Genomic DNA, 25516 nt, shown 5'->3' with positions numbered 1-25516 from the left:
AAAAAAAACCAGTAAAAAATCAATTGATTTCATCTGGTTTTCAATTTCTTACAAACTTTCTTCTAGCCACGCCTGCATCATCCAAATTGTTTTTTCTTGTTCAGAAATAAAATCACTCATCATCGAATTTGTTCCTTCATCATTAATCTCACCGGATTTTTTTAAAATTTCTCTTTCTATTTTTAATAAATGGGACAAGGAAGTAACAATCAAATGAACTGCTTTTTCATCGTTAGAAATATTTTTACCTACAACTAATTGATTATTATTTATATAATCTTCAAAAGTATGAAGCGGTGTCCCGCCAACTGTAAGAACCCTTTCGGCAATCAAATCAATCTTAATTTGGGAATCAGTGTATAATTCTTCGAATTTTACATGCAAATCAAAAAAACGTTTTCCTCTAATATTCCAATGAATTCCTCTTAAATTTTGATAATAAACTTGAAAATTTGACAACAAAATATTTAATTCATTTACTATCAATTCTGATTCTTTTACGGGTAATCCTAAAATATTTGTTTTCATTATTTTTATTTTATACAAACGTAGGTAAGAAAAAGCAACTTTACACTATAAGTCAAATTGATTGTTTTTATATTTGCATCAGATATTATTATAAAAGATGACAATTACTCAATTAAAATATGTTTTGGCTGTGGCCGAACACAAAAATTTCACACTTGCTGCTGAGAAATGTTTTGTAACGCAACCAACATTAAGCATGCAAATTCAGAAAATTGAAGAGGAATTAAGTATTCAAATATTTGACAGAACCAAAAAACCGATTCAACTAACTGATATTGGTCAAAAAATAGTCAATCAAGCCAAAAATATTGTCAATGAAGCCGATCGTATCCAAGATATAGTGGAGCAACAGAAAGGATTTATTGGGGGTGAATTCAGATTGGGAATAATTCCAACGATTATGCCTACGCTCTTGCCGATGTTTTTGAATAATTTTATAAAAAAATACCCAAAAGTAAAGCTCATCATCGAGGAGCTCAATACGGACGAAATAATAACAAAACTAAAAAATGGTCATCTTGACGCAGCGATAGCCGCGACTCCTTTACTGGAAGAGAAAATCAAAGAAATTGTATTATATTTTGAACCATTTGTAGCTTACATTCCGGAAAGTCATCATCATTTTCAAAAGGAGGAAATAGAAGTTTCCGATCTAAACTTAGATGAAATCCTGTTGTTACAAGACGGACATTGTTTTCGTGACGGAATATTGAATTTGTGTAAAAACAACACTGGTAAAAGTGAAACGAGTCATTTTCAAATAGAAAGTGGCAGTTTTGAAACGCTGATAAAATTAGCCGACGAGGGTTTAGGAACAACATTGCTCCCCTATTTACACACCTTGGATTTAAAAGAAACTGACAAATTAAAATTACGACATTTTAAGGAACCAAAACCGGCCAGAGAAGTAAGCCTTATATACCCAAAAAGCGAATTGAAAATCCAGATAATTGAAGCCCTTAGGAGCACAATTGCCGGCGTCATAAAAGGCGCTATTGTTTTTCAGAACGTTCAAATTATAAGTTCGATACATAAAAAATAAAAAAAGGAACCGTTTTTTACGGTTCCTTTCCTTTATGAATTTACTATAAGTAAACATTGTTTCAACTCTGGTTTTCCTATGGTATAATTCAATAACCATTCTCGCAGTTGTTCCATTTCATAAGGCAACAACATTTTGATGGCTTTTTCTAACTCTTTGCAAAAAAGCAACGGATCAAAACTTACTCTTTCTAAGACAGATTTTGTATAATCATACATGATTTTCGACATAATAAATGAAGATTTTAAGTTAGATTTTTATAATAAAGCTTCGTAAAAATACAGTAATTTTAATCACACTATTATTATTTAACGAAGTTTTTAGTTTTTTATTTTAGATGAAGAAAAATTCAGAGAAAAATAAATAATTGAAAACAAACACTTTAACTATTTAAGTTGGTTTTTCAGGGCTCGAAACATTTCTCTTTTTCCAGGTGGCCCTGCAAGCTTCTCGACAGTAAAACCTACTTCGATCATGCTCCTTTTAACAACACCTCTGGCAGCGTAAGTAACCAGAACTCCATTTTGTTTAAGCGCTTTAAACATTTTTTCAAAAATTGCCGTACTCCATAGTTCAGGTTGCACTCTGTATCCAAAAGCATCGAAATAAATCAAATCAAATTTATTTTCATCGTTAATTTCTTCAAAGAATTGTTTCCTTTTAGTCAATGTAAAATCATCATTCAAAACATTTTTTTTTTCCCAATTGCTTTCATGCATCATATCGAAAATCGCACTTTCCTGAGTTGCCTCTAATTCGGTCACATAATTCATCTTCAAAACTTCATCAGCTGAAATTGGATAGGCTTCTACTCCAACATAATCGATAGTTTGCTGCATTTTTTTAGCCTCCAAAAGTGTAATAAAAGCATTTAAACCAGTGCCAAATCCTATTTCCAAAATAGCAACTTTCTGGTTTTGAAATAAGGAAAGACCATTTTTTATAAAAACATGTCTTGCTTCCTGAATGGCTCCGTGTTTAGAATGATAACATTCGTCCCATTCTGATATATGTATGGTTGTTGAACCATCGAGTGTCTGGATTATTTCTCTTTTCAAAATTATACGCTTTATTTGTATTGATTTAAAATTCTAATACTTGTCAAAATTAATAAAAACTATTACGCTTACTGCTGAAAAAGCACAATTTATTATGTAATCGAGAGAATTAAACTTATTTATTTCTAATTTTTTAAAACGTAAATAAATCTTAGTCAAAGACTATAATTAATATTGTTTTGATAAGTAATTTGCTGATTTTTATTTAATTTTGCAAAAATTAAATGCCAATTTGTGAAAACCAGATTCTTTTAAGTTTTAACTCATCATTTTAAAAAAATTAAAAAACAATACATTACTATGAGTACAACTCAAACTAACAAAATTGAAATTATAAAATCTTCTACTTCAAAAATAAACGAGGTAGATTTTGACAACTTAAACTTTGGTTCCGTTTTTACGGATCATTTATTTGAATGTGATTTTAAAAACGGGGAATGGCAAGAGCCAGTTATTAAGCCTTATGCCCCTTTTTTGTTAGACCCATCAACAAGAGTTTTTCATTATGGCCAAGCTATTTTTGAAGGGATGAAAGCCTACAGAGACAGCACTGATGCTATTTGGCTTTTTAGACCTGATGAAAATTACAAACGTTTTAATAAATCAGCAGTGAGAATGGCTATGCCGGAAGTTCCAGAGGAAATTTTCATGAATGGTCTAAAGCAATTGTTACAATTAGACAAAGCCTGGATTAAAAAAGGAAAAGGAAACGCCATGTATATCAGACCGTTTATGATTGCAACTGGAACTGGTGTAATTGCAAATCCATCAAATGCTTATAAATTCATGATTATTTTATCTCCTGTATCTTCTTATTATTCAGGCGATGTAAAAGTATTGATAGCTGAACATTTCAGTAGAGCTGCCAATGGAGGAATTGGGGCTGCTAAAGCTGCCGGAAATTACGCTGCACAGTTCTACCCTACCGAGTTAGCGAATAAGGAAGGTTTCCAACAAGTAATTTGGACCGATGATGCAACGCATACTAAACTGGAAGAAGCAGGAACGATGAATGTTTTCTTTCGAATAAATGACACATTACTAACAGCTCCGGTCAGTGAAAGAATTCTTGATGGTGTAACCCGAAAAACACTAATCGATTTGGCTAAAAGTGAAGGTATTGATGTAGAGGTTCGTCCCGTATTGGTTTCTGAACTTGTTGAAGCTTCAAAAAACGGAACTTTAAAAGAGATTTTTGGCGCTGGAACAGCAGCTGTCGTTAGTCCAATTTCTGGATTCTCTTATCAGGATGTTTATTATGAATTGCCAAAAATCGAAAAAACTGTGGCAATACAATTAAAAGATAAGTTGACTAATATCCAAAATAAACTGGAAGAAGATACTTTTGGGTGGACTGTTAAAGTATAAATTCAACATTTTATAATTTTAAAAAAGCGATTTTCACTCTGAAAATCGCTTTTTTGTTTTCTATTATTTTGGCTGAATTTAGTTTGCCAGGACGCTAATTAAGTATTCTCAAATATTTTAGAAAAATCTGGTTTAAAATAATTTGGACCTTTCAATACTTTTCCATCTTCCCGATATATAGGCTTTCCTTCTTCATCTAATTTACTCATATTACTCCGTTGGATTTCGTCGAAAACGGCCTCTATTTTATGTTGTAAACCATGTTCGATAATAGTTCCGCATAGAATGTACATCATGTCACCCAATGCATCCACAATTTCTATTAAATCATTGTTTTTGACTGCTTCAAGATACTCTTCGTTTTCCTCTTTCATTAAATTATAGCGGAGTTCATGTTTACTTTCTCCTAAATTAGCGGTGGGAACTTCACTGTGGCCTATTTTAAAAGCTGTGTGAAATTCTTTAACTGAGTTTATCTGTTTTTGCATCTTTTTATTTTATTAAATGAAAAGGCAAATTAGCAACTATTTCTAAACTATTAACTAAATTTGCCTAAAATAATTTAAACTATGTTTAGTCAAGGTCAATTAGTGTTTGCAGGCTTATTTTTTATTGCATTTATTATTGCTGCAATTTATTCTTACCGGAAAGATATAAAAATACATCAAGAGTTTTATAAAGGAAATTACAAAATTCTGATAGGATTTGGAATTTTTATTGGAATTTTATTTTTAATAAAAGTGTTTTTCAAACGTTAATTTTTTTAAAATAAAGTAATGATGTCCACTCTTCAGTGGACTTTTTTATTTCCGTACTATTTTATCATTCCAAATCAAATTCCTTACTTCTGCTTTATAAAGCTAGATTACAGTTTTAAATATTAGTTCTACTCATTTCGTTTGACCACTAAGATTCATTTTAGAAAATTAACTTTTTTGACTACGATTTTTGATGTAAAAATGACATTATATTTATTTAACACTTTCTGCTACTTGTAAATTAAATCTTTAACTTTACAAAAATTAATAAACCTGTGTATTATGAGGATTTTAAAATATTTATTTCTTTTACTGCTACTTAGTTTTGTGGCTTTATCCATTTTTGTGGCCACTCAAAAAGGAGATTTTACTGTAGAAAGAAGTCAAATCATAAATTCTCCAAAATGCAATGTGTTTAGTTTTGTTAATGATTTCAGAAACTGGGAAGATTTTGGTTCTTGGATTACAGAAGATCCGCAAATGAAAATAAATTACTCTACTGTAACAATCGGACCTGGAGCATCGTATTCATGGGAGGGAAAAGATGGAACAGGAAATATAAAAACTCTTTTTGTTAAAGAAAACGATAGTATATCTCAAAAAATGAATTTTGGCGGTACGGAATCTTTGGTTTTTTGGAAATTTAAAGATACGGTTGGGGGCACAAAAGTTACTTGGAAAACCATAGGAAAAATGAGTTTTTCTATGAAAGTCTACACTGCATTCAATGGTGGAATTGACAATATCATTGGCAAAATATATGAAAAAAGCTTGGCTAGTCTTGACAAAACTCTTGATTTTGAATTAAATACACACACTGTAAAAGTGAATGGATTAGTAAAAAAAGCCGGTACTTTTTACTTAAAACAAACCTTTACCAGTAAAATTTCTAGTGTTACTAAAAATTCCAGAGTCGTATTTTATAAAATCATCACATTCTGCAAACAAAATAATATTGAATTAAATGGCAAACCGTTTATACTTTATCACACTTATGATTTAGCGAACGGATTGACCAAATTATCCTTTTGTGTACCAATAAAAAGTCAAATATTAACGAGTTCGGGAAGTGATATTTTAGCGGATAAGTTAGAACCTTTTGATGCAGTCAAAACAACTTTGACAGGTGATTATTCCCATAGTAGAAAAGCATTGGATAAAACCAAAGAATACATAAACGCTAATAGAATTCCGGTAGATCCTGTGTTTTCACATTTAGAAATTTTCACAAAAAGCCGGTCCCAAATTAAGAATCCTTCAAAATGGGTCACTGAAATTTACTACCCTATTACACCAAAAGCAATTCCTGTCAATTCTTATGTAACACCTGTCATCAAGAAAGTGGAAGCAGTAAAAACACCGGAACCGGCCATCATTAAAGAAGAAGAGCAATCCGAATTTTAAAATTGTATTACGACGATTAAACCTTTTTAATAAATTCCATTCTAACCTTAAAATACAAATTTTGCTAGAAGAACAGGAATTTATAAAACGATTGTTAAACCCTAAAACGCAAAACCAAGCGTTTCAGCGTTTGATATCGGATTATCAAAGACCTCTTTACAATCACGTTCGTAACATCGTTTTGAACCACGACGATACTGATGATGTTCTGCAAAATACTTTTATTAAAATATTTCAACATTTGAAAAATTTTAAAGGAGAAAGCAAACTCTTTTCATGGATGTACCGTATTGCGACCAATGAAGCCTTAACTTTTCTAAAACAAAAATCAAAATTAAGTAGCATTTCATCTGAAATATTGCAAAACAAAACGCTCGACAATCTGGAAGCCGATGTCTTTTTTGATGGTAATGAAATTCAACTAAAATTACAAAAAGCGATTGCATTGTTGCCAGAAAAACAACAGCTGATTTTTAAAATGAAATATTTTGAAGAACTCAAGTACGAAGCAATTTCGGAAATTTTGGGAACTTCAGTGGGAGGATTAAAAGCATCCTATCACATAGCAGTAAAAAAAATAGAAACTTATGTATCGACCAATTAAACCTTTTTGCAATAATCATGTCTAAAAAAATATGAAAGCATTTAAATTAGAAAACGAGCCTAAAATTGAAACCGGATTTAAAACACCGGATGATTATTTTGAAAATTTTTCGGTCAAAATGATGGAACAATTACCTGCGAGTGAACCAAAAGTAATTTCCATTTTTCAAAAAAGAAAAAATATATTACTGATGGTTGCAGCAGTTTTAGTAATTGCCTTGATGATTCCATATTTAAATTATTCAACCACCAGTTCTCAAGCATTGGATAGAATTGCACTGGAAAATTACATTAATTATCAATCGAACGTGAACCAATATGACTTGATACGTGTTTTGGAAACCGAGGATATTAATAACATGAATACAAGTATTGTTTTAGAAGATGAAGCTATAGAGGACGTTTTATCAGCCAATTCAAATTTGGAAAATCTAATTTTAGAATAAATAACAAATATCCTTTAAGCTAAAATTTAAAAAAAAACATAAAATGAACTTTAGAAAATTATTACCCCTATTATTGCTGTTTGTTTCAGTCAGCTTTTACGCTCAAGGTGAAAGTATGCAAGAAAAAAAAGAGAAAATAAAAACGTTGAAGGTCGCTTTTTTTACGACAGAACTAGACTTAACAACAAATGAAGCAGAGAAATTCTGGCCTCTTTACAACACTTTTGATGATAAACAATTTGAATTAAGACATCAAAAAATGAGAGCTTTTATGAAAAGAATGAGTGACGGTTCATTAGATAAAATAACCGAAAAAGAAGCTAATAATTTTTTAGTTCAAATGGAAGATACAGAAGAGGAATTATTTTTACTTCGAAAAAAATTCACTCAAAATTTGAGAAAAATACTGCCTTCAGTAAAAATTATTAAACTCCGAAAAGCAGAGGAAGATTTCAATAGAAAATTATTACATCAATACCGCAATAAAGGCCAGAAGAAATAATCGCTTTTTTATTTTCTCAGTTTAAAAAAAATACCGCAAATACCATGTTATTTGGGAACTTAGGTTTTTCTTTACTTAAAATTAATCCGAATCATTTTATTTTGTCCCGCTGCGATAGCGGTTTTTTCATCTGTAAAACGAATTGTGTTCAGAGTTGAATCGGTTGACAATTGTTTCCATGAAACGCCGCTGTCAGAAGAATAATGAATTCCTGAAAAACCAACAGCAACAAGACCTTTACCGTTACTTTTAGGAACATATTGTACGCACGAAGCATATCCGAAACCTTGATTTTCAGCCGTAAGCGTCCATGTTTTTCCACCATCTGCTGTAATGGCTTTATTGGAGAAGTTCTGATTTCTGTTTTCGTAATCACCTCCGGCTACAAATCCGTTATCTGCATCATAAAAATCAGCCGTAAAAATTCCGGTCATCGTTTTGCCTTGCACAATAGGAGAATTATAAACAGTCCAGTTATTTCCTCTATTGGAAGAATAAAAAACCCTCGATTTTTTTCCACCGGAAACAATCCATGTATTATTTTCTCTAATGACAATATTAGTATTACTTGCGGCAAAAGCGGCTTCGCCATCCATCACTTTTGGCAATTTATCACACGGAATTTTATTCCATGAATTTCCTCCGTCGCGTGTCGTAATGATGTTAAGACAATCAGCGATTGGATCTCCCATGGCAATACCATCTTTATCATCCCAAAACTGCATACTGTCATAAAAAACTTTCTCATGATTTTCTTGGTACACTATTTTTGTTTCTTTTCCATCTTTTGAAATTCGGTGTAACAACGCCGGATTTGCAACATTTAAAATAAATATATGCTGCGCTGTTTGGGCAATACTTCTGAATTCAAGTTTTAAAGAATCCTTGATAATGGTGTTCTCCAATTTTTGACTGGTATTTAAATTGTAAAAACCATATCTTCCTTTATCTGCAGCATACCAAATTTTATTTTTATCGATTAGAATCGCTCTAATACTTATTTTATCTTGAAAAAGCGTATCAATTATAGCAGATTGAAAACTAATTCTATTTAAATTCACCAATTTATAATCAGCTGTTTTACAAGACACCAGAACAATTACAACCAATATAATTAAAACAATATTTTTCATTTTGATACATTTTCGGGCTAATTTACAATTAATAATCAGAACACAAATAGAGACTAAAATTAATTGGCATAATAATTGGATCTTGAAAAAAAGGGAAAACTTAATCCATTTAATTATGAAAACGAAATTACTATTATTGAGTCTCTTGACCTCTGTTTTCGCAATACAAACACAAGCGCAAGATAGAACATCAGTAAATGCAATGAATGCCGAAATCAGCGATAATCTTGATCTAAGAGCTGTTGCTTCTATTTTTGGGGATTCTAGAGACTTACAGGATTTTGAAAAACGCCTAAATGATCCTGAACTTCAAATATCAAATTTAGATTTAAACGACGACAATCAAGTTGACTATTTACGGGTTATTGAAACCGTCGAAAATAGAACGCATTTAATCATTATTCAATCTGTCCTTGATGATGATTTTTACCAAGATGTTGCTACAATTGATGTTGAAAAAGACAGAAACAATAAAATTCACGTTCAAGTGGTTGGAGATGTTTTCATGTATGGTGAAAATTATATTTATGAGCCCGACTATTATACCACTCCTTTAATATATGCTTCATTCTGGTCACCTAATTATCATCCTTATTACTCTACTTGGAATTGGGGATATTATCCTTCCTATTATTATGCATGGAATCCATTTCCTGTATTCCGTTATAGAAATAATATTAACATTAGTCTGAACATCAATAACAATTATAATTATGTTAACAACAGAAGAAGTAATCGTGCTGTACTTTTACACAATTCAAGACGTTCAAATGGTTACGAAAGACAAAATCCGAATTATTCGTTTTCAAGAAGAAATGTTAATGTAACAAACCGTTATGAATTAGATCAGAGAAGAGCTTCTAGAAACGAAGTTGGTTACTCAAACAGAAGAACTGAGACTCAAAGAGACAATTCGCAAAACAGAATGAACACTACAAGAGGTGGAGTTTCAGCACAAAGGTCAGGTTCGTCCAGGGATTATTCTCAAAACAGAACCAATCCTTCTATTCAGGAATCGCCAGAAAGAGGAAATTCTCAAAGAAAGTATTCGCAAAACAGAACCAATCCTTCTACTCAGGCATCGCCAGAAAGAGGAAATTCTCAAAGAGAATATTCTCAAAATAGAACTAATCCTTCTACTCAGGCATCGCCAGAAAGAGGAAATTCTCAAAGAGAGTATTCTCAAAACAGAACCAATCCTTCTACTCAGGCGTCGCCAGAAAGAAGAAATTCTCAAAGAGAGTATTCTCAAAATAGAACTAATTCTTCTACTCAGGGAACGCCACAAAGAGGAAATTCTCAAAGAGAGTATTCTCAAAACAGAAATAATTCTTCTACTCAGGGAACGCCACAAAGAGGAAATTCTCAGAGAGGGTATTCTCAAAACAGAACCAGTCCTTCTAGTCAGACATCGCCAGAGAGAGGAAATTCGGAAAGAGGAGAATCACAAGGCAGAATCAATCCTTCTAGTCAAGCTGAACCACTAAGAGGTAATTCTCAAAGAGATTATTCTCAAAGCAGAACCAGTTCTTCTGGTCAGGCATCGCCAGAAAGAGGAAATTCTCAAAGAGGAGAATCACAAGGCAGAACCAATCCTTCTAGTCAAGCTGAACCACAAAGAGGAGAATCACAAAGAAGAGAATCGCAAAGCAGAGGCAATTCTTCCAGAAATGACAACGGAAGATCTTAAAAAACGGTATCAGAAAAGTAAAAAAACACGGCTCATTTAGCCGTGTTTTTTTTATGAAATAAAAAGCGCTAATTTATTATAAAAGTGTAAATTTGAACCAGTTTTTTAAAAATTATACATGAGCACAGCGCACAAGGACTTGCATAGCAAATTGACATTAGGAGGTTTATTAATTTCATTGGGAATAATTTATGGCGATATCGGAACTTCGCCTTTATACGTAATGAAAGCTATACTTGGGGATCATATCATTAATGCAGATATTGTTTTAGGAGGCGTTTCAGCAGTTTTTTGGACACTTACTTTACAGACCACCATAAAGTACGTCATCATCACTTTAAGTGCTGACAACAATGGCGAGGGTGGAATCTTTGCTTTATATGCTTTAGTCAAAAAAACAAAAATAAAATGGCTGATTGTCCCCGCAATAATCGGTGGAAGTGCCTTACTCGCTGACGGAATTATAACACCCCCGATTTCAGTATCGTCTGCAATAGAGGGGATAAAAACATTTTATCCACAAATAAATACAATCCCAATTGTGATAGGTATTTTATTTGTGTTGTTTACAATTCAGCAATTTGGAAGCAAATTAGTCGGTAAATTTTTTGCACCTATGATGCTGATTTGGTTTAGTATGCTTGCTGTTTTGGGAATCACACAGATTTCTCAACATGCTGAGGTTTTTAAAGCAATTAACCCATATTATGCTTATCATTTATTGACGATTCATCCGGAAGGCTTTTTTGTTTTAGGGTTTGTATTTCTTTGTACAACGGGAGCTGAAGCATTATATTCGGATATGGGACATTGCGGCAGAAAAAACATTAGAATCAGCTGGATTTTTGTAAAAACTGCTTTAGTGCTTAATTATTTTGGTCAAGCAGCTTATTTAATTCAGCATGAGGGAGAAACATTACAAAGTTTGGGTGGAGAAAACGGAAATCCTTTTTACCTAATAATGCCAGACTGGTTTCAACCTATCGGAATTGTCATTGCTACACTTGCTGCTGTAATTGCTTCGCAAGCATTAATTAGCGGATCTTTTACTTTGATAAATGAAGCGATGCGATTGAATTTTTGGCCAAAAGTAAAAATCAAATATCCTACCGAATTGAAAGGCCAACTATACATTCCATCGATTAACTGGTTATTGTTTATCGGTTGTGTTGGAATAGTTTTGCACTTTGAAGAATCCAGTAATATGGAACATGCTTACGGTCTGGCCATTATCTTGTGTATGATTATGACCACTATTTTACTTAATTTTTATTTGATATTGAAAAGAGTAAAATTATATTTTATTGTACCATTAATTACTATTTATTTAATAATCGAATTTAGTTTTTTGGTAGCCAATATTACTAAGTTCGCTGAAGGTGGTTATGTAACGCTTTTAATAGCAATCGCTTTAATTAGTATAATGACCATTTGGTATTTAGCGAAGCAAATTAATAAAAGCTACACTAAAATTGTTAAAATTGAGGATTATAAAAAAGTTCTTGGTGAATTAAGCACTGACTTATCTATACCGAAATATGCAACACATTTAGTTTACATGACCAATGCCGGAAGAGTGGATGAAATAGAAGAAAAAGTAATGTATTCTATTTTACAAAAAAGACCAAAAAGAGCTGATATTTATTGGTTTGTTCATGTTAATATATTAACAGAACCTTACAAAACAGAATATAAGGTAACTGAAATAGTAAAAGATGATTTGTACCGTGTAGACTTCAATTTAGGCTTTAGAGAACCTACTAAAATCAACCTGATGTTTAAGGAAGTTATCAAGGATATGGTTCAAAAAGGAGAAGTTGATATTACCAGCCGTTACGAATCTTTAAACAAAAATAACATCATTGGTGATTTCAAATTTGTATTGTCTGAAAAGTTTCTTTCTAACGACAGTGACTTAAGATGGCATGAAAAAATAATTATGAACTCTTATTTCTTAATTAAAAAATTAAGTTTATCCGAAGAAAGAGCCTTTGGTTTAGACAGCAGTTCTGTTAAAATCGAAAAGTTTCCAATGGTGCTTCACGCGCCTGAGAAGATCGCATTAACAAGGGTAAAATAAACTTTTTTCATTTTAAAATATAGAAAAACACTGTTTTAAATGCAGTGTTTTTTTATGCAAAAAAATTAAAATCAATAACATTCATTGTTTAAAATATAACATTCGATCAATTAATAGTACCTTTGCACCTCAATTATTTAAAATGAGATTACACAGAAATTTAGTTTACACAACAATAGACGCCTTGAATGCCATTTTTAACGAAGGCGAATATGCGGATAAAGTAGTGGCAAGATCCTTAAAAAAAGACAAACGTTGGGGAAGTTCTGACAGAAAGTTTGTTGCCGAAACCATCTACGAAATTGTACGTTGGAAAAGATTATACGCAGAAATAGCCGAAGTAAAAGAGCCATTTGACCGAGAAAATCTTTGGAGAATGTTTTCTGTTTGGGCAGTATTAAGAGGTTATCCTATTCCGGATTGGCGTCAACTGGAAGGAACTCCAGAACGAAAAATAAAAGGGCGTTTTGACGAACTTTCAAAAGTAAGAGCTTTAAAAGAATCTATTCCGGACTGGATGGATGAATTAGGCGTAAAAGAATTAGGCGAGAAAGTTTGGGCTACCGAAATCACAGCTCAAAACCAACCAGCTAAAGTAATCTTGAGGGTAAATACTCTTAAGACAACAAGAGAAGCGTTGCGTGCTATTTTGATGGATTTGAACATTGAAACAGAAACGCTGAAAAATCAGCCTGACGCTTTAGTGCTGAAAGAAAGAGCTAATGTTTTCTTGACTGATGCATTCAAACAAGGTTTTTTTGAAGTTCAGGATGCCAACTCACAATTAGTTGCTGCTTTCCTTGATGTAAAACCAGGAATGCGTGTAGTTGATACCTGCGCTGGCGCCGGAGGGAAAACGCTTCACATTGCTTCTTTAATGGAAAACAAAGGACAGTTAATCGCTATGGATCTGTATGAAAGCAAATTAAAGCAATTAAAAATCAGAGCCAAAAGAGACGGTGCTTTCAATATTGAATACCGTATTATTGACTCGACAAAAATCATAAAAAAATTACATGAAAAAGCAGACCGTGTTTTGATTGACGCACCATGTAGCGGTTTAGGAGTTTTGAAAAGAAATCCCGACGCTAAATGGAAATTGAAACCGGAATTCATTGACAACATCCGTAAAGTACAATCGGAAGTTTTAGAAAGTTATTCTAAAATTGTAAAACCGGGAGGGAAATTAGTGTACGCTACTTGTTCTATTTTACCATCCGAGAATCAAGATCAAATTGCTCGTTTTTTGACTACAGATATTGGTAAACATTTCAATTTTATAAAAGACCAAAAAATCTTGGCTTCAGAGTCAGGTTTCGATGGATTTTACATGGCTCTTTTAGAACGCAAAGATGAAGTCAAAAAGGTTCAATTGCAAGAAGAAACTAAAATATAAACATATTACTAAGAGTACAGAAGCTGTCCCATAAAGACAGCTTTTTATTATTACAAACATTGTCTTAATTCGAAATCCTTTTTACATTTAATTTATTTTTTTATTTTAAAATTTTCTACCGCTCTTATTTTGATTTTTTGATTTCAAAAATATGGCGCTATTTTATTTATTTTAAAAATATTGACCTAGGATTATATAACTTTAGCGAGTAACCTCTTTATTTCTAAAACACTGTTTTTCGATAACCCCTTTTTTGTTGATTTTTTGATACGAATTTTCTTATTTTTTTCACATATTGCAAACTAATCTTTATATCTTAAAATAGATTTCTGATACTAAAATTATTTTGAATTTTGTAGGAATAGATTAGCATAATCGGCTGTAACGGCTTCCCAAGTGTAAATTTTATTAGCCACATTTTTCATATCCTTAGCAACCACATTTAACTCTTCTTGATTAATATTTGATAATATTTTAAATAATTCATTTTTATTTGCAAAATACTTGGCTTTATTAGCTGTAGTTTCCACATTATAATTTACACCATAAGTTATGATAGGCAATTCTAGAAACATTGCTTCCACTAATGAAGGATTAGTTCCTCCTGCACTATGACCATGGACATAAACATAACAATTACTTCTAATTTGATTTAATATATTTTGCTCATAAATGGGGTCTAATAAATGGATGTTTTCAAAATTATTGAATTTTAATTTCATTTCTTTACCATAATTACTATTGTTCCAATTCCCTATGACAACAATACTTAAACTTGGATGTTGTGAAAAGGTATGCAATATTAAATAAATGTTGTTTTCGGGTTCTATTCTACAAACTTTAAATGCGTATTTTTCAGCTAAGAAAGGATATTCAGATAAAACTTTGACACTTAACGCTTCTTTCTTTGTGTGATTAGCACCATATGCAATTAACTCACTATTGATATTATAAACATATTTTACATAATCTTGGATTACTTTATTATCAGAAACAACACTGTCAGCATAGTTTACTGCTATTTTTTCAGAATATTTTAAAAACATTTTAGCTACTCTCCCCCATTTTGCACGTTTCCACTCTAACCCATCGATATTAACAATAATTAATTTATTAGATATCAATTTAATAAATGGCAAAACAATACAACCCGAAACTCCCAATATTAACAGTACATCTGCATAAAATACGGCGTTAAAAATGGAAATTATATCGTACAAAATACTTTGAACACCATTTGCATTTAATGGAATATATTTTAAATTGGCATTATTATACCTTTTTAACTTTTTAGAATAAAAAACACTACTACAATAAACAGTAACATCAAATGAATTGGTTAAGTGCTTCGTTAAATATTCAGTAAGGGTTTCAAAGCCACCATATTTAGCAGGAAGACCAACAACACCGATAATGGCTATTTTTTTTTGTCTCATACTAAAATCACTTTTTCAAGCATTATTCTAGCGCTTTCTTCCCAAGAGTATTTCCCTTTGATAGTTGATTGTATTGCGCTTAAATCTATACTTTTTATATTTTGTGTCATCTGATTAATGATTTTAGCGAATTCTTCGTAATTATTTGGATCAAAAAAATAGGGATTAAAAAAATCAAAATCAGCCATTGCGGTAGTATTAGAGCAAATAACAGGTGTACGCAATGCTCCAGCTTCTAATGGAGGAATACCAAATCCCTCAGCTTTTGAAGGATAGACAAAAAATTCTGCTGCATTTAAAAAATTCTTCAAATCTAAATCACTAACTTTCTCAAACCAGAAAATAGATTTTTTAATTTCTTTTTTTAAACTACTTATATTGTCAAAAAGTCCACTGTGCAATGTATTGTCTCCAATTAATACAAGAGCAAAACCTTTTTTCCAAAGTTTTTCCTTCACAAAAGCTGTAACTAATAAATTTTGATTTTTTCTCGGTTCTATACGGCTTACATATAAAATAAAATTTTGGACGGCATATCGATCATTGATGTATAATTTCGACACATCTTTTGAGGTTTTAAAATGAAAGTAGTCATCTGAAACAGCATTTGGGGTAATTATTATTTTATTTGCTTTAATATTAAATTGTTTGGCAATTTTTTGTTTAGAATAATCTGAGACCGTCAGTAAATAGTCACAGCGTTTAGCACTTAAAAAAAATAATATGTTACGTTGTAATCGATAGAAAAAAGAAAAATCATTAAAAAAATCATTAAAAAGAATATCATGAATTGTAACGATATACTTGCAGTTTCTATTTTTAAAAAAAGGAATAACATACTGAAAATGAGCATGTGTGCAACCTAATTCATTGATTATTTTAGGTATTTCAATAAAAATCCTATTAAAACTTCTTGTAGAAGAATACTGAATGTATTTTACATTCGGATGATTTCCAAAATATTCCTTAATATTTTCAATTTCATTTGCACCAAAATACAAGGTAATAGTAGGGTTTAAAAATAAAATCTTTAAATACAATTCTTTAACATATGTCAATGTACCTTGAAATTCCCCGTCAAATATATGTGCATCAACAAAAATTTTATAGTTTTTCATACATATACTGATTTTAAAAAATTTACTACCGGCACTCTGTTACTTCTTTACACTCAAATATATCTTTATTTTTCTGACAAAATAACTTTCAATTTTCCATACTTCAAATAAAGATTTTAATAAAAAGATTTTTGAGTTGCTCGACTTAAGATATGCTTTATGAAAATAGATTTTACTTTTGAAAGCGTATTTGTGCATTTTAATAAAACTCAAATGATTTGAAATAGTTTGTGAGGATAAATGATTATAATTTAAGTTATGCAAAAGGTAATTGTTAAGTCCCAATCTTTTAACTTTGATACCTATAATAGATTCTTCCATATACAAAAAAGTGTTTTCATCTAACAACCCCATATCAAAAAACACTTTTTTAACACCCATGAAAAAAGAGCCCGCCAAACAATCTACAGGCTTGGTTTTTGAAAGATGGTCAGTGTTATAGATTTGCCTCCCCCTGTAGAAGTCTTCATCACGAAAAAAAAAATCTAATATGAATAGTGAGCCTTTTAAATCATCTATAAATCTGGGGATTTTCCATGCTGACATCTTTGATATTTCTCCATTATCATGCATTAAAGGAGCGATAAAAGCCGGTTTATTCAATTTTTTATATTCTTCAGCCATTTTAAATAATAATAATGTGTCTTTTATCATAATATCATTGTTGCTAATTACAATAAAATCTGTATTCTTTTTTTCTAAATGATGTAAACCAAAATTATTGCCATATGCATAACCTCCATTTTTTTCGCTAAGAATTACTTCAATATTTTTAATTTCTAGATATATATCTTTTAATATATCATATGATTTATTGGATGAGCAATTGTCAACTATTAAAATATTTAAATCTATTTTTTCTTGTTTTTGCAGGTACTTAACGCAGTTAATAGTATCTAAATATGATTCGAAATTCAAGATGATTACATCAATAGACGTTATTTTATTTGCTTTTTTCATCATATAGTGTTTTGTTTTAGAAACTGTTTTTAGAGCACCACAAATCAACTTGTTAAGTGTAGTAGTTCAAAACATTAGTTCAAGTTTTTTTTGTGGAGTGAAGCAAAACACCAATTGTATTAAGAACCGTTTTTAATGAAATTTTTCTTGTAGTATTGACAATTTTTTTCTCGGGGGTTCGGGAGAAAATTACTAAAATTGACTAAAATTGACTAAAATTTATTATTAAAAAAAATTACAACCAACGGATTAAATTAATTTAACATAGCTCCAGCAATAAAGAAATTTTAGCTTTAATTACTTATAAATGAAAGTTCTATAAATTAAAAACAATATAATTATCAGTTAAATGCTAAATTCCTAATTACTTTCGCTCTTGTAATTTGGAAGCTTTGTCATTTTAAGTATTTCTCTCATTTTTTGTCCCCAAATGTCCCAATTTAATTCATTTTCAAATTTCTTGCGGGCGTTTAAAGATAAATTACTTAATTGGACTCGATCATCTAAAAGCGATTGAATAGTAGCCGCATAATCATGTGACGTAGCTGTAAACGGCAAAGTATAACCGTTTACACCACTTTCAATAATTGAACTAACTCCACCGGTATCTGTAGTTATAACCGGTATTCCAAAAGCATTAGCTTCGCAAAACACTATAGGAGTGCAATCAGCACGGGTAGGAACAAATAGAAGATGTGTATTGTATAAAATATTTAATAAAATATCATATTCTTCACATTTGTTTTTATCAAGAAATGGCACTATTTTAATTTTATCATCATTTTGTAATAAAACAGGAATACAACCACAAATTGTTAAAGTTATATCATATCCTCTGTTAATTAAAAGATTGAATGTTTCTATTACAATTTCTCCACCTTTTCTTTGCCAATCTACTCCTAAAAAAAGAAAATTTATAGTACTATCGAATTGTTTGTTTAAACTTGCTTTTTGCGGTGTAAAATCTAGATTGGCTCCAAATTGCACTGTAAATACAGAACTTTTATCAACTTTATAATTATTAATTACATATTCAGCTGCCCAAGTGGAAGAATAAACATGAGTGACAGACTTTATAAGTGCGTATTTTTCAATTAAATTACCCTCTTTACAAGAAAAATTGGAAATATTTGAAAAATAATTATAATAATTGTTTAATTGTCCAAAAGAGCTATCTGACAAATAACATATTGGTATCGATGTGTCCAAATAAGCTATTTCCGTCGATGCTACTGGAGCAAAAATTACATCAATTTTTTTATTTTTGAGTTTTTTTTTTATTTGAGAAGCATAAAATTTACTTAATACCAAACTGTGCGATCTATCATATTTTTTTATAAAAAACATCTGATTTATAAAAGTGTTTATTAAAAGCAGCGATTTTATTATTAAATTATACTTTATTGGCGCAATTAAATAAACTTCATCAACTTCTTTCAATAAGGATTCATACATCTTAAAATGGGTTCCGGACCAACTTCTTTTATCTTTTGGATTTTTTGCGGTTAGATATCCAACTGTAAGTTTTTCTTTCATATTGTTGGTTACAATTAATTTAACTTTATAATTTTTCCTCTGAATGTTTTCATTTTAAGTGTAGCGCCAATTATAATTAGTAGCAGCACAGGCGTTGTTGTTGTAAAAATTCCATGAACTACAAAAGTTAGAAGCAAGACTGTAAATACAGCTGCCTGTAAAAGCATTGTCGTTAATTTTTCTAGCTTACTAAAACTTAGTACAGGAACTTTCAAGGCCACTTTTAATAGTTTAAATAAAAAAAGAAAGAAAAAAAATAACCCAAGTAATCCAGTTTTTAATAATACTGTAATAAAACCATTATGGAACATAGGTAAAACATCTAATGAATCCATTTCACCATTAAAAATCCAATTTGGAGTATAAACGACAGTACCGAAGCCCTGGCCTACTAATATCTCAATAAAATTACCTTCACTGAATTTTGTTAGCCCTAAAAATGCTTCATATCCGCGCCAGTTTTGACTTATTTCAAATGATGTTTCATAATCCTGAACAAGAATTTCATTGAAAGAATGATTTATTTTTGATTGAAATGTATCTTCTTCAATTGCACTGGATTCAACTTTTATGAAAAAGCCTCCAAAAATAATTACTACTACCACAAATACTGTTAGCCAGTAGATCTTTAAAATATAAAAAGCTTTGTTTATTAAAGGAATTAAAATCATTACCAATAATAAAAAATAATCTGTTCTCGAAAATGATATCGCAACTGAGAACAGAGAAATACCCAATATCAACCATTCTTGAAAATTTTCAAATAATTTAAATTTACATATCCTTGCGTAAAACAATATTGTAAATGCTAACAATGCTGTTGCATTTGATAAGCTATACTCATATCTTGTTTCAAGACCTAGTTGGGTCAATAATGCTGGATTTAAAACTAACTCTATCAATTTATAAACAGTTATAACAAGCGAACTTAGTACAACAATTCGTATTAGTTCTCTAAAATGAATTATGTTTTTAGACATGTAAAACCCGATAATTATAAATATTGGAGCTTGAATAAAGTACATTATATCTCTAGAAAAATAATACAAATCATATTCCGCTAAATGGACTATCCCAACTAAAAATCCTGTAAAAATAATCATCTTTAAAAAAAAAATATTTTTTAACCCAAGAGAGGCATTTACTGATCTATTAAGTTCAAGATGAATTAATAAAGGAATTGATAAAAAAACTACAGCTTGGTCCCAAGCTGTTTGGGAAAGAACCAATAGCAGGGCAGTATACCAGAAAGTCAGATCTTTTTTATTAGATTTTAGAAATCTTTTCATGATTTATTTATAAAATGAAAATACTTTTATATTGTTTCTTTGAATAACTATTGCGGCATAAATTGTTATGGTAAACTCGCAAATTAATAAAGATATAGCTGCCCCAACAGTAGATAGTTTGAATACAAAAAGTAAAATTCCTAAGACAAACAAATTTAAAATTGCACCCGTCATGTAGATTCTAGAAAAATATTTATCCATTTTAAAAGGTAACAATACAACGTTAAATAGTATTGATGCAGTGGGCAGTATTATTATAAGTGGAGATAAAATTCTAAAAATTAATATTGAATGGTTTACATTTTGACTAAACAACAAATGAAATATTGGCTTTGCAAAAATGAATCCGATTATCCAAATAAAAATTGAAATTAAAATCGTAAAATTTAAAATTCTCCGCAAAAAAACTACAGTTTCTTCGAATGAGTTTTTTGCCAATTGAATAACATGTGGATAAATTGTTTGAGTAAAGGGAGAAAATATGGCTACAATTATTCTCAAAGCTTTTTCTGCGATTGCATAATAACCAACCATAGTTGTATTAGTTACCAATCCTAAAACAACTGTAGTTGTCGTTGTGTATAAATTAGTAGAAATTGTAGAAATAAAAATATAATATCCTTCTCTAAGATGTCTCCAGACATTTATACTTTTTTGGATTTTAAACGGAATTTTAAAATTTACATTTATTATAATCACTGAAATAATACCAACAAAAATATATCCTCCAGAATTTAATACTGGGACTAATAAATAATCACTTGGAGATTTTACAAATACAAATATCGAAATTGTAAAAATAGCTTTTGAACTTACAGACAGAATTGTGATGTATTTCATCTTTTCCATTCCTTGAAAAAACCACGTCGGAAATAACATTGTTCCTATGACCATACCAAAGGTTAAAAAATACAACTCCCAGTGAATTGAAAATTTTTCAAAACTAAAAACTATAATTGCCATTACAACAAAACAGATTATTACTAATACAAAACGAGCTGTCATAATTGAATTATAGGCTGTCGTTAATTCTTCGATGTTATTCTTGGTTAATGATATTTCTCTGGTTCCGGAAAAATTAAATCCATATTCCGAGATGATAGAAAAATAGCTAATAAGCGCTTGTGCAAAGATAACAAGTCCGTAAATTTCTATTCCAAGAGTTCTAACGATATAAGGAAATGTAATTAATGGTAATATTAAATTAGCAGCATGTAAAAATGACAATGATATAAAATTAGAATATAATTTTTTGTTTTCCGCTCTCTTAAATTTTTTTATCATTATCTAATGTCTTTAATTTTCAATTCAAAAAAGAAGATTTCTTAAATAAAGTTTTTTTGATAAAATCACTTGATTTTTCAAACTTAAATTATAGTTAAACAATGCTTTAAAGAAATTATTTAATTTTTTAAAAGACGATGGAACTTATTTTAATTAAAAACTTAAAATGCGTGATGTATATTATTAAGTTCGCTGGATGATTGAAATTGAATACTATTATAATTTAAACAAACATAACAAATCCAACCATCGCTATTAATAAAAGTGCAATAGCTATAATAAATATAATACCAAATTTGTTTTTAGAAAAAATCATCTAGATTAGCTATTTAAGAATAAAATATTTTAAAAAAAATTTAATTCACAAACAAATCTTTTTACAGCTCCGCTGTAGAAAGTTACATAAATGAACAGTCCACGTTTAATAAAAATTATGATTTATTCCTTTTTTTTAGTAACAATAAAAAGTGATTAACGCTATTAATTCATTTGAAAAAAGAATCAAATCAATTATAAAAAACACTTTGTCAATCATTTAAAAGTAAGATTACTAACTTATGAATCACAAAAAGTTAAAAAAATAAATCTTAATTTTAACTAATCAAAATAATTCGAAAAATTTATGATTTTGATTTGTAATGATTTCAGTAAATTTATCAGTTTGACTTTGAAAGGCCAATAAGCAACAATACTATTGAAATGTTTTGATTTCCCTTATCGAATTATCCTACTATAATCCTTTTCCACCAGTTTTTTTTTGGCATAGATCTACCATACCCGTAACTTTGGCCATACCCGTAGCCTCGTTTTAAATCAACACCATTTATAAGAATCGCCATATTAGGCAATCGCTTTTCATTGAACATCTTTTTTGGAATTTCTAAAAGCCTCTTGTCTAAATTATTAAGTCTAATTACATACAAGCATAAATCAGCATAATGACTTAACAATAGCGAGTCAGTAACCATTTTTACAGGAGCTGTATCTACAACAACGTAATCATAATTACCTTTTGCGTAATCGAAAATTTCATCAAAACGACCGTTCATTATTAGCTCAGATGGATTAGGAGGTACTGTCCCTGAATTTATAATGTCAAAGTTTCCTTCTAAAGAACGTTCAATCACATCCGAAACTTTTAGAAAATTATCCATTAAAAAATTGGACAATCCATTTCCTATATTTTGATTAATATATTCATTACTATTTGCTTTTCTAATATCTCCACCTATTAACAATACTTTTTTATTAGAAAGGGCAATTACCGATGCTAGATTTAATGTGGTAAAAGTTTTACCTTCTCCAACAATTGTCGACATAATAAATATTATTTTTGCGCGACCTTTTATTTTAGAAAGCATAAAATTAATATTGGTTCGCAACATCCTGAAAGATTCAGAAATATTCTCTTTATCAGTGTCGTGAATTACGATTTTACTACCTCTAATCGTTTTAGGGATTTCTCCAATTATTGGTGCTTTTATGATACTTTCAATGTCTTTTATAGATTGGACTTTATTATCAAAAAAATATATAATATACAAAGTTGTGAATGGTATTAATAAACCTAATGACAGCGCTGTGATGATTACAAGAATTAATTTTGGACTTGTAGGTCTATTGCTCCCATCTGCAAAATCAATTATTTTTGCTTTAGGTGCAGTTACTGCTAGTGAGATAGCATTTTCTTCTCTTTTTTGTAACAGAAACAAATATAAGGTTTCAATAATTTGCTGTTGACGTTGAAATTCTTTAAATTGTCGTTCTTGTTTTGGCGCCGAATAAATTCTTGAAAATACTTTATCTTCCTCTTTTTTAGTATTATTTAAAGCGATATTCAGAGATGCTTTTAAATTTTGCAAACCATGTGATATTCCGGTTCTCAATTGTTTCAGTTGCTCATCCAAATTTATAATAACAGGGTTCTTTTTGCTTGAACTCTTTAAAATCCGATTGCGTTCTATTAATAATTCATTGTATCTAGCACTATTTGTACTAACCGCATCATCTGATAGCCCTAAATTTGACGGTATGATTTGTTCAGTGTTTTTGTTAACATAATCTGTAACATACTCAGCAACTCTTACCTGAGTATTTAAATCAACAATCTTTTTTTCTAATTCTGCATTGTTTTGTAGTATTAGTGAAGATTCAGAGTCAATGTCGGTTAATTGATTATTTTTTTTAAAATTTTCCACTCCTTGATCTACATTTGACAATTCGTTTTTAATAAGATCCAGACGTTCATTTATAAATAAATTTGTGCTTTTACCGATATATAATTTATCATCCACGGCATCTTTGTTATATTGTTGTACTAAATTATTTAAAATATCTTGTGACTTTAATTTAACAGGAGCTTTTAAAATTAATTGAATTAAACTAGACTTTTTATACATTGTTTTAACTTCAATATTTGTTCTTAAGTCTTCAATAATATTTTTTATCGGAACAACCTTTACTACTATTTCTTCATTTTTTTTTAAGTTTTTTAATGCAGCCGGTGTAATTGTAATATTTCCAAAATCTGTTTGCACATTTTCACCAAATAAATAGACTTTACTAACTGTACCCCTACTATTTTTGAGAACAAATTTTGCAGGTGTTAAAGCAAGAATGGAAAAAGTAGTGTCTTTACTATACACTAAGGAATCTTTCAATAAAAAATTAATTATGAAAGGAATTTCATTTTTGTATAATTCTTTATTGGAAATCATTCCCTTTTCATAAAAAGTAATGTTAGTACCTAATTTTTTTACTACATTTTCCATCAAACTAAACGATTTTAGCATCCCAATTTCATTATCGACAGATGTTTTACCAAGAGTGGTCAGTCCTAAGTCTTCAAAAGCTGAAAGTTCAGAAGGCAACCCCTTACTGTTTTCATCGTTAATTAAAATTGTTGAAGTAACAGTATACTGTTTAGGGATAAATTTTAAATATGCGTATGCGCCTAAACTAAAAATAAATATGCTAATTAAAAACCATTTCCAATTGTAGGCATACTTTTCAAATTTTTCTCGATAATTAATGGGTTCTTCGTCTTCAAACATATAATTGGAGGGGTTCTCATTTTGCATAATTTAGATTTTAAAGTTTTAGCGAGTAAGAATGGCTATTATTGAAATTAATGATGAAATTGATGAAAGTATTATACCTGCATTAGCGCCAACAGCTGATGAGTTTAACTTTGTTTTATTGGGTTCTACATAAATCACATCATTTTGCGCTAAATAAAAATAAGGAGAACTAAAGATTTTTTTATCCGTTAAATCTAGTTTGATAATGGCTCTTTTTCCTGCCTGCTCTCTAATTAACATTACATTTTTTCGCTTACCGTTTATGGTTAGATCACCGGCTAAGCTAATGGCTTCTATTATGGTAACTCGCTCGTTCGGTATTAAATAAGTACCTGGAGTTTTTACTTCACCTAAAACAGCTACTTTAAAATTTATTAATCGAATGTTTACAATAGGTTTTGCAAGATATTCTGCTAAAGTCACAGTTAATTTTTTTGTCAATAATTTTGTAGTAATTCCTTCTACTTTAACAGCTCCAATAACTGGAAAATTAATTTGACCTTCATTATCAACGATATAAGTTAAGGGTTCTGGATCCGCTGCACTAATCGATTCATATAAATTAAAAGGAACTGCTGCTCCTTTATCAATTGCTGATACGTTGATGCTTAAAATATCACCTATTTGAATTTTAGGCTCAAAAATTTCATAATTTTCAAAAGTTAAATCATTCCCATTGTCTTGAAAATACACCATTTTTTTAGAAGAAACACAGCTGGTGAAAATTATAGTTAACCATACTAGCAATAAGTATTTAATATTTTTATTTTTCATATAATTGTTGTTTAAATTTTATTTTTATACG

The 25516-nt window shown here is 30.1% G+C and carries 22 protein-coding genes; 9 read left to right on the top strand and 13 right to left on the bottom strand.

What is annotated here, in order from left to right:
- Positions 1-48: 48 nt before the first annotated feature.
- On the bottom strand, positions 49-528 hold the full coding sequence (locus tag ACP7AQ_RS04585) for a Dps family protein (protein WP_426091224.1): 480 nt from the start codon (positions 526-528) through the stop codon (positions 49-51).
- Between the two features lie 97 nt (positions 529-625).
- On the opposite strand from ACP7AQ_RS04585, the gene ACP7AQ_RS04580 reads away from it, so the two are divergent.
- Positions 626-1570, top strand: a complete 945-nt coding sequence (locus tag ACP7AQ_RS04580; protein WP_426063769.1) for a LysR substrate-binding domain-containing protein — start codon at positions 626-628, stop codon at positions 1568-1570.
- A gap of 32 nt (positions 1571-1602) precedes the next feature.
- Here the strand turns inward: ACP7AQ_RS04580 and ACP7AQ_RS04575 are convergent, their stop codons facing one another.
- Positions 1603-1800: a hypothetical protein gene (locus tag ACP7AQ_RS04575; RefSeq protein ID WP_113633621.1), complete on the bottom strand. Its 198-nt coding sequence runs from the start codon at positions 1798-1800 to the stop codon at positions 1603-1605.
- A 156-nt stretch (positions 1801-1956) separates the two neighbouring features.
- A complete protein-coding gene (gene mnmD / locus ACP7AQ_RS04570; protein ID WP_426094565.1) occupies positions 1957-2628 on the bottom strand; it encodes a tRNA (5-methylaminomethyl-2-thiouridine)(34)-methyltransferase MnmD in 672 nt (223 codons plus the stop codon).
- 300 nt (positions 2629-2928) lie between these two features.
- On the opposite strand from mnmD, the gene ACP7AQ_RS04565 reads away from it, so the two are divergent.
- On the top strand, positions 2929-3996 hold the full coding sequence (locus ACP7AQ_RS04565; RefSeq protein ID WP_426094564.1) for a branched-chain amino acid aminotransferase: 1068 nt from the start codon (positions 2929-2931) through the stop codon (positions 3994-3996).
- A gap of 98 nt (positions 3997-4094) precedes the next feature.
- Here ACP7AQ_RS04565 and ACP7AQ_RS04560 read toward each other — a convergent pair whose 3' ends face one another.
- A complete protein-coding gene (locus tag ACP7AQ_RS04560; protein ID WP_426091227.1) occupies positions 4095-4484 on the bottom strand; it encodes a hypothetical protein in 390 nt (129 codons plus the stop codon).
- A gap of 552 nt (positions 4485-5036) precedes the next feature.
- Between ACP7AQ_RS04560 and ACP7AQ_RS04555 the strand changes: the two genes are divergently transcribed.
- From ACP7AQ_RS04555 to ACP7AQ_RS04540, 4 genes are all read left to right on the top strand, one after another.
- Positions 5037-6158: an SRPBCC family protein gene (locus ACP7AQ_RS04555; RefSeq protein ID WP_426091229.1), complete on the top strand. Its 1122-nt coding sequence runs from the start codon at positions 5037-5039 to the stop codon at positions 6156-6158.
- 61 nt (positions 6159-6219) lie between these two features.
- Positions 6220-6762: an RNA polymerase sigma factor gene (locus tag ACP7AQ_RS04550; RefSeq protein ID WP_426091230.1), complete on the top strand. Its 543-nt coding sequence runs from the start codon at positions 6220-6222 to the stop codon at positions 6760-6762.
- 31 nt (positions 6763-6793) lie between these two features.
- The gene (locus ACP7AQ_RS04545) at positions 6794-7207 is read left to right on the top strand and encodes a hypothetical protein (RefSeq protein ID WP_426094563.1); all 414 of its coding nucleotides are present in this window, start codon (positions 6794-6796) and stop codon (positions 7205-7207) included.
- 43 nt (positions 7208-7250) lie between these two features.
- On the top strand, positions 7251-7709 hold the full coding sequence (locus ACP7AQ_RS04540; protein ID WP_426091232.1) for a sensor of ECF-type sigma factor: 459 nt from the start codon (positions 7251-7253) through the stop codon (positions 7707-7709).
- 71 nt (positions 7710-7780) lie between these two features.
- Here the strand turns inward: ACP7AQ_RS04540 and ACP7AQ_RS04535 are convergent, their stop codons facing one another.
- Complete coding sequence (locus tag ACP7AQ_RS04535; RefSeq protein ID WP_426094562.1) at positions 7781-8842, bottom strand: oxidoreductase; 1062 nt, start codon at positions 8840-8842, stop codon at positions 7781-7783.
- Between the two features lie 115 nt (positions 8843-8957).
- On the opposite strand from ACP7AQ_RS04535, the gene ACP7AQ_RS04530 reads away from it, so the two are divergent.
- The 3 genes from ACP7AQ_RS04530 (at position 8958) to ACP7AQ_RS04520 (ending at position 14008) form a co-directional block, all read left to right on the top strand.
- Entirely contained in the window at positions 8958-10532 is a 1575-nt protein-coding gene (locus ACP7AQ_RS04530; protein WP_426094561.1) for a hypothetical protein, read from the top strand.
- A gap of 118 nt (positions 10533-10650) precedes the next feature.
- Positions 10651-12612, top strand: a complete 1962-nt coding sequence (locus ACP7AQ_RS04525) for a KUP/HAK/KT family potassium transporter (RefSeq protein ID WP_426094560.1) — start codon at positions 10651-10653, stop codon at positions 12610-12612.
- 142 nt (positions 12613-12754) lie between these two features.
- Complete coding sequence (locus tag ACP7AQ_RS04520) at positions 12755-14008, top strand: RsmB/NOP family class I SAM-dependent RNA methyltransferase (protein ID WP_426094559.1); 1254 nt, start codon at positions 12755-12757, stop codon at positions 14006-14008.
- A 341-nt stretch (positions 14009-14349) separates the two neighbouring features.
- Here ACP7AQ_RS04520 and ACP7AQ_RS04515 read toward each other — a convergent pair whose 3' ends face one another.
- The 8 genes from ACP7AQ_RS04515 to ACP7AQ_RS04480 form a co-directional block, all read right to left on the bottom strand.
- Positions 14350-15444 carry a DUF1972 domain-containing protein gene (locus ACP7AQ_RS04515; RefSeq protein WP_426094558.1) on the bottom strand — a complete coding sequence of 365 codons (1095 nt, stop codon included), beginning with the start codon at positions 15442-15444 and terminating at the stop codon, positions 14350-14352.
- Positions 15441-16562 (bottom strand): glycosyltransferase family 4 protein, encoded by a 1122-nt coding sequence (locus ACP7AQ_RS04510; protein ID WP_426094557.1) that lies wholly within the window; start codon positions 16560-16562, stop codon positions 15441-15443. The genes ACP7AQ_RS04515 and ACP7AQ_RS04510 overlap by 4 nt, the downstream gene beginning before the upstream one ends.
- 39 nt (positions 16563-16601) lie before the next feature.
- Positions 16602-17525 carry a glycosyltransferase gene (locus ACP7AQ_RS04505; protein WP_426094556.1) on the bottom strand — a complete coding sequence of 308 codons (924 nt, stop codon included), beginning with the start codon at positions 17523-17525 and terminating at the stop codon, positions 16602-16604.
- A 357-nt stretch (positions 17526-17882) separates the two neighbouring features.
- Positions 17883-19058, bottom strand: coding sequence for a glycosyltransferase family 4 protein (locus ACP7AQ_RS04500; RefSeq protein WP_426094555.1), 1176 nt, complete (start codon positions 19056-19058; stop codon positions 17883-17885).
- A gap of 14 nt (positions 19059-19072) precedes the next feature.
- Positions 19073-20347, bottom strand: coding sequence for a hypothetical protein (locus tag ACP7AQ_RS04495; RefSeq protein WP_426094554.1), 1275 nt, complete (start codon positions 20345-20347; stop codon positions 19073-19075).
- A gap of 3 nt (positions 20348-20350) precedes the next feature.
- Positions 20351-21631 (bottom strand): oligosaccharide flippase family protein, encoded by a 1281-nt coding sequence (locus tag ACP7AQ_RS04490; RefSeq protein ID WP_426094553.1) that lies wholly within the window; start codon positions 21629-21631, stop codon positions 20351-20353.
- A 722-nt stretch (positions 21632-22353) separates the two neighbouring features.
- On the bottom strand, positions 22354-24684 hold the full coding sequence (locus tag ACP7AQ_RS04485; protein ID WP_426094552.1) for a GumC family protein: 2331 nt from the start codon (positions 24682-24684) through the stop codon (positions 22354-22356).
- A gap of 45 nt (positions 24685-24729) precedes the next feature.
- The gene (locus ACP7AQ_RS04480; protein WP_426091244.1) at positions 24730-25485 is read right to left on the bottom strand and encodes a polysaccharide biosynthesis/export family protein; all 756 of its coding nucleotides are present in this window, start codon (positions 25483-25485) and stop codon (positions 24730-24732) included.
- Positions 25486-25516 lie beyond the last annotated feature (31 nt).

Source organism: Flavobacterium sp. DSR2-3-3, assembly GCF_049896585.1.
Lineage (GTDB): Bacteria > Bacteroidota > Bacteroidia > Flavobacteriales > Flavobacteriaceae > Flavobacterium.
This window is presented reverse-complemented; position numbering and strand designations above follow the sequence as displayed.

Bases quoted from the DNA above. Each gene is read 5' to 3' on its own strand.
- ACP7AQ_RS04540 (WP_426091232.1), top strand. From the start codon at position 7,251: ATGAACTTTAGAAAATTATTACCCCTATTATTGCTGTTTGTTTCAGTC.
- ACP7AQ_RS04580 (WP_426063769.1), top strand. From the start codon at position 626: ATGACAATTACTCAATTAAAATATGTTTTGGCTGTGGCCGAACACAAA.
- ACP7AQ_RS04575 (WP_113633621.1), bottom strand. From the start codon at position 1,800: ATGTCGAAAATCATGTATGATTATACAAAATCTGTCTTAGAAAGAGTA.
- ACP7AQ_RS04510 (WP_426094557.1), bottom strand. From the start codon at position 16,562: ATGAAAAACTATAAAATTTTTGTTGATGCACATATATTTGACGGGGAA.
- ACP7AQ_RS04495 (WP_426094554.1), bottom strand. From the start codon at position 20,347: ATGAAAAGATTTCTAAAATCTAATAAAAAAGATCTGACTTTCTGGTAT.
- ACP7AQ_RS04490 (WP_426094553.1), bottom strand. From the start codon at position 21,631: ATGATAAAAAAATTTAAGAGAGCGGAAAACAAAAAATTATATTCTAAT.
- ACP7AQ_RS04565 (WP_426094564.1), top strand. From the start codon at position 2,929: ATGAGTACAACTCAAACTAACAAAATTGAAATTATAAAATCTTCTACT.
- ACP7AQ_RS04555 (WP_426091229.1), top strand. From the start codon at position 5,037: ATGAGGATTTTAAAATATTTATTTCTTTTACTGCTACTTAGTTTTGTG.
- ACP7AQ_RS04505 (WP_426094556.1), bottom strand. From the start codon at position 17,525: ATGATGAAAAAAGCAAATAAAATAACGTCTATTGATGTAATCATCTTG.
- ACP7AQ_RS04480 (WP_426091244.1), bottom strand. From the start codon at position 25,485: ATGAAAAATAAAAATATTAAATACTTATTGCTAGTATGGTTAACTATA.
- ACP7AQ_RS04485 (WP_426094552.1), bottom strand. From the start codon at position 24,684: ATGTTTGAAGACGAAGAACCCATTAATTATCGAGAAAAATTTGAAAAG.
- ACP7AQ_RS04585 (WP_426091224.1), bottom strand. From the start codon at position 528: ATGAAAACAAATATTTTAGGATTACCCGTAAAAGAATCAGAATTGATA.
- ACP7AQ_RS04515 (WP_426094558.1), bottom strand. From the start codon at position 15,444: ATGAGACAAAAAAAAATAGCCATTATCGGTGTTGTTGGTCTTCCTGCT.
- ACP7AQ_RS04535 (WP_426094562.1), bottom strand. From the start codon at position 8,842: ATGAAAAATATTGTTTTAATTATATTGGTTGTAATTGTTCTGGTGTCT.
- ACP7AQ_RS04525 (WP_426094560.1), top strand. From the start codon at position 10,651: ATGAGCACAGCGCACAAGGACTTGCATAGCAAATTGACATTAGGAGGT.
- ACP7AQ_RS04560 (WP_426091227.1), bottom strand. From the start codon at position 4,484: ATGCAAAAACAGATAAACTCAGTTAAAGAATTTCACACAGCTTTTAAA.
- ACP7AQ_RS04545 (WP_426094563.1), top strand. From the start codon at position 6,794: ATGAAAGCATTTAAATTAGAAAACGAGCCTAAAATTGAAACCGGATTT.
- ACP7AQ_RS04520 (WP_426094559.1), top strand. From the start codon at position 12,755: ATGAGATTACACAGAAATTTAGTTTACACAACAATAGACGCCTTGAAT.
- ACP7AQ_RS04530 (WP_426094561.1), top strand. From the start codon at position 8,958: ATGAAAACGAAATTACTATTATTGAGTCTCTTGACCTCTGTTTTCGCA.
- ACP7AQ_RS04500 (WP_426094555.1), bottom strand. From the start codon at position 19,058: ATGAAAGAAAAACTTACAGTTGGATATCTAACCGCAAAAAATCCAAAA.